This window comes from Protofrankia sp. CiP1_Cm_nod4, assembly GCF_982290645.1.
On sequence record NZ_CEVIVC010000254.1, the window covers coordinates 1 to 3,402 of the forward strand.

A 3,402-nucleotide genomic window follows, 5' to 3' on the forward strand; every position below is an offset into this window, starting at 1 on the left:
TGCCCGCCCTGGCCGGCATCTGCGCCAACTGACCGGCGTATCCACTGACCGGCCGCCCGCCGGCAACCGGGCCCCCGGCCGCCGGTCCCCCCGGAAAGCCCGCTCGTCCTGGCCAGGGCGGGGCCGGTATCCGTCCCGGCCGGGTGGGTTCCGTCCGCGTTCTGGAGCGGGGCCTGCCAGCCGTCCGGGCTGTCTCGGGTGCCGGTCGTCCTCAGGAGGCCCGCGGGGTCCAGGTGTTCCGGGAGCCGGTGAATATCACGTGTGCCGGGTGTCCTCAGGAGGCCCGCGGGGCGTTGCCGTTGCCGGCGCCGCGGGCGGCGGCCGCGGCGAAGACGCGGGCGAGGTACTCGGTGCGCAGCACGCCGCGGCCGTCGGCGCCGATGTAGCCGACGTCCTTGGTCAGGTAGCCCTCGGGGTAGCTGTAGCCCGCGGCGGTGATCTCACCGTTGCGGCTCCACCAGGCCTTGCGCTGGGTGTGGCAGCGGTCACATTCGTGGATGACATGGTAGGCTCGGGCCTGTTTGTCCCAGACCGCGCTGTGGGGTTCCCAGCGGTGTCCCATGGTGCGGCACTCGATGAAACTGGCGGGCAGCTCGTGCGCCCAGGTCTCGATGTTGCGGCGAGGGGTGTGTTCGGCCATGGGATGGGCTGCTACCTCCGGAATCGCCTGCGTGGACGGGGCGGCGGGCCTGGACGTCGCAGGCTGCCATGCAGGTCAGATAGCACAGGCCGAGTGGTGATGTCGAGCACACGGGCCGTTCCGCCATCTTCCGGATCCACCTGACCGTGCGGGTCTGACTGACTGCGGACGGGAGCCGGCCAGCAGGATCCATTATCGGTCCGTCAACCGGAACGCACACAGATCCCGAGCACAGAGTGACCGGCACGACAGACCGGCCAGACCGGCCAGACCGGTCAGACCGGTCACGGCCCGGCGGCCGCGCGCCGGCGGTGGAGCTCGGGCCCGCCCGGCCCGAGGGGCCCGCGGGCCAGCCCCGGCGGTAACGGCCCGGACGCCGCGGCCGCCGCCCGCTACAGGCCGACCCGGCCCGAGGGGTTGTCGCGGTCGAACAGGCGGCCGGCGCGTACATAGCTGTCCAGGGATGCCGACGACCGCCAGCGCCCCTGCCGCATGATCGCCCGGTCGGGCACGCCGGCGCGGGCGGCGGCCGTGGCGAACCCGGACCGCAGGGAATGCCCGCCGAAGTCCTCCGGGGACAGGCCCGCCGCGGCGGCCCGGCGCTGGACGATGCGGGCGACCGAGCCCGGGTGCAGCCGGCCCGCGCCCACCCCGCCGTGGCGGCTGACCGAGCGGAAGGCGGGCCCGTCGGTCAGGCCCGCGGCCTGCCGCCAGGCGATCCAGGAGCGGACCGGGCAGGTCGGCCGGTAGGAGCCGAAGGTGAGGCCGACCAGCGCCCCGGCCCGCTCCTGGTCGGTCTTGGACCTGCGGATGGTCAGCACGACCCCGTCCGGTGTCTCGGCGATGTCGGCGACGTCCAGCGCGACGAGCTCGCCGCGGCGCAGGCAGCCGGCGAAACCGACCAGCAGCAGCGCCCGGTCGCGCAGGTCGGCGGGCCGGGAGTCGTCCAGCTCGGCGAGCACCCGGGTGAGCAGGCCGGTCTCCAGCGCGTTCTTGCGCGTCACCGCGGTGCCGTGGACGCGGCGGATGCCGTCCCAGACGGTCGCGACCTCGGGGGAGGCGGCCGGGTTGGGATGGCGGCCGAGCTGGTGGGCCACGGAGATGGCGGCCAGCCGGCGGCGGATGGTGGCCGGTCTGTAGCCGGCGTCGGCCAGCGCCGTCAGGTAGCCGGCCACGGTCGCCGGCAGCGCCGGCAGCGCCACCAGGTGCGGGGAGCGTTCGGCGCACCAGGCGGCGAAGTGCCGCAGGTCCGTGTCGTAGGCGCGCCACGTCGAGTCGGCCCTGGCCGCCCGGGCATAGTCGGCCACCCGCTCGACCAGGTCGGACGACAGCAGCGTGCCATCGTCATCCCGGCGAATCGCAACTTCCGCACCGTCGCCGCCCACTCCCCGGCCCTCCTCTTCCCCATCCCGCTGACGCCCGAGAAGTAAAGCTTATCGCGCGTCAGGATGTCTATAGTTTCGTATCCAAAGTTTCGTAACTATACGAAACATAAAACAAAACGATACTGAACGGAGGTGGGCCTGCCGGCGGAGCCGCACAGCCGTCCCGGACCAGGCACGGTGACCCCTGACGGCCCCGCCGCCAGGGGATGCGTAGGTGGTTTCCGCTGTGCCGATGACGGTTTCCACCTACGGCCGTCGAGGACAGCGGAACGCTCAGTCGACAGGTGCCGGGCCGGCCGGGCTTCGGCCGCCATCGCCACAGAGGGTTCGTACTGAGATGTACCCTGTTCGTATGCGCAAGAAGGTCGTCACGATCGGGAACTCGGCGGGCATCACGATCAGCCCGGCCGAGTTGCACGCTCTGGGCATCGGTCCCGGAGACACGGTCGAGGTGACCGTCCGGGCCGGCGTACTCGAGGTCCGCGCCGTGAGCCGGTACGAGGACGCGTCGCTGCCCGAGCTGATGGCTGTGATCAACGCGGCCCGGACCCGGTCGTGACCTGGACCCGGCAGGAGTTCCTGGCCGAGGTCGCCCGCGCCGAGGTCCTGTCGCCGGAGTACGCCGAGGACGTGCTGGTGCGCCTGGCGCACCACTCCGCGGCGATCGAGGGCAACACCCTCACCCTGGCCGACACCATCACCCTGCTGGTCGACGAACGTGTGCCCGTGGCCGGCACGCCGGTGCGCGAGCTGTACGAGGCCGCCAACCACTACCAGGCGCTCGCCCGGATCCTGCGGGCCGTCGCCGACGACGAACCGCTGACCACCGGCCTTGTCCTGGACCTGCACGCCGCGCTGATGGACCATCTGGCTCACGACCACGGCCGGTACAAGACCTCCAGCAACATTGTCACCGGGGCGTCCTGGCGGCCCGCGCCACCCTCACGCGTCCGAGAGCTCACGCTCCAGTGGGCCGACCAGGCCGAGTGGCAGACCGTCAACCTCGACAACGAGGCCCTGCTGGAGGCGATCGCCGGTGCGCACATCGCATTCGAACGCATCCACCCGTTCTCCGACGGCAACGGCCGCGTCGGCCGCGCGATCATCGCCTACCAGACCATCCGCAGGTTCGGGTTCCCCGCCATCGTCCAGGTCACCCAGCGGCCCGCGTACATCGCCATGCTCGACACCCAGGACACGCCCGCCCTGACCCGCCTGCTGGCGGTCTCACTCGCCGACGAGGCGAACCGCCGCGCCGCGACGTAGCCGCTCACGGCCGGCGCCACTGGCCACGCTCGTAACTGATCACAAAAGTCTGGCTGGAGCCAATAGGTGCTTTCCGCTGTGTGGGCGACGTTTTCCACCTACGGCTGCCCC

The 3,402-nt window shown here is 72.0% G+C and carries 4 protein-coding genes; 2 read left to right on the plus strand and 2 right to left on the minus strand.

Translation table 11 applies throughout. The features are described from left to right. Window positions 1-274: 274 nt before the first annotated feature. Window positions 275-640, minus strand: coding sequence for a hypothetical protein (locus AC5LSR_RS23760; RefSeq protein WP_250285375.1), 366 nt, complete (start codon window positions 638-640; stop codon window positions 275-277). A 392-nt stretch (window positions 641-1,032) separates the two neighbouring features. After that, entirely contained in the window at window positions 1,033-2,025 is a 993-nt protein-coding gene (locus AC5LSR_RS23765; protein ID WP_250285376.1) for a tyrosine-type recombinase/integrase, read from the minus strand. A gap of 337 nt (window positions 2,026-2,362) precedes the next feature. Here AC5LSR_RS23765 and AC5LSR_RS23770 point away from each other — a divergent pair, with 337 nt between their 5' ends. Beyond that, window positions 2,363-2,584 (plus strand): AbrB/MazE/SpoVT family DNA-binding domain-containing protein, encoded by a 222-nt coding sequence (locus tag AC5LSR_RS23770; protein WP_250285377.1) that lies wholly within the window; start codon window positions 2,363-2,365, stop codon window positions 2,582-2,584. Continuing rightward, window positions 2,581-3,291 (plus strand): Fic family protein, encoded by a 711-nt coding sequence (locus AC5LSR_RS23775; RefSeq protein ID WP_250285378.1) that lies wholly within the window; start codon window positions 2,581-2,583, stop codon window positions 3,289-3,291. The genes AC5LSR_RS23770 and AC5LSR_RS23775 overlap by 4 nt, the downstream gene beginning before the upstream one ends. Window positions 3,292-3,402: the final 111 nt, after the last annotated feature.

Bases quoted from the DNA above. Each gene is read 5' to 3' on its own strand.
- AC5LSR_RS23770 (WP_250285377.1), top strand. From the start codon at position 2,363: ATGTACCCTGTTCGTATGCGCAAGAAGGTCGTCACGATCGGGAACTCG.
- AC5LSR_RS23760 (WP_250285375.1), bottom strand. From the start codon at position 640: ATGGCCGAACACACCCCTCGCCGCAACATCGAGACCTGGGCGCACGAG.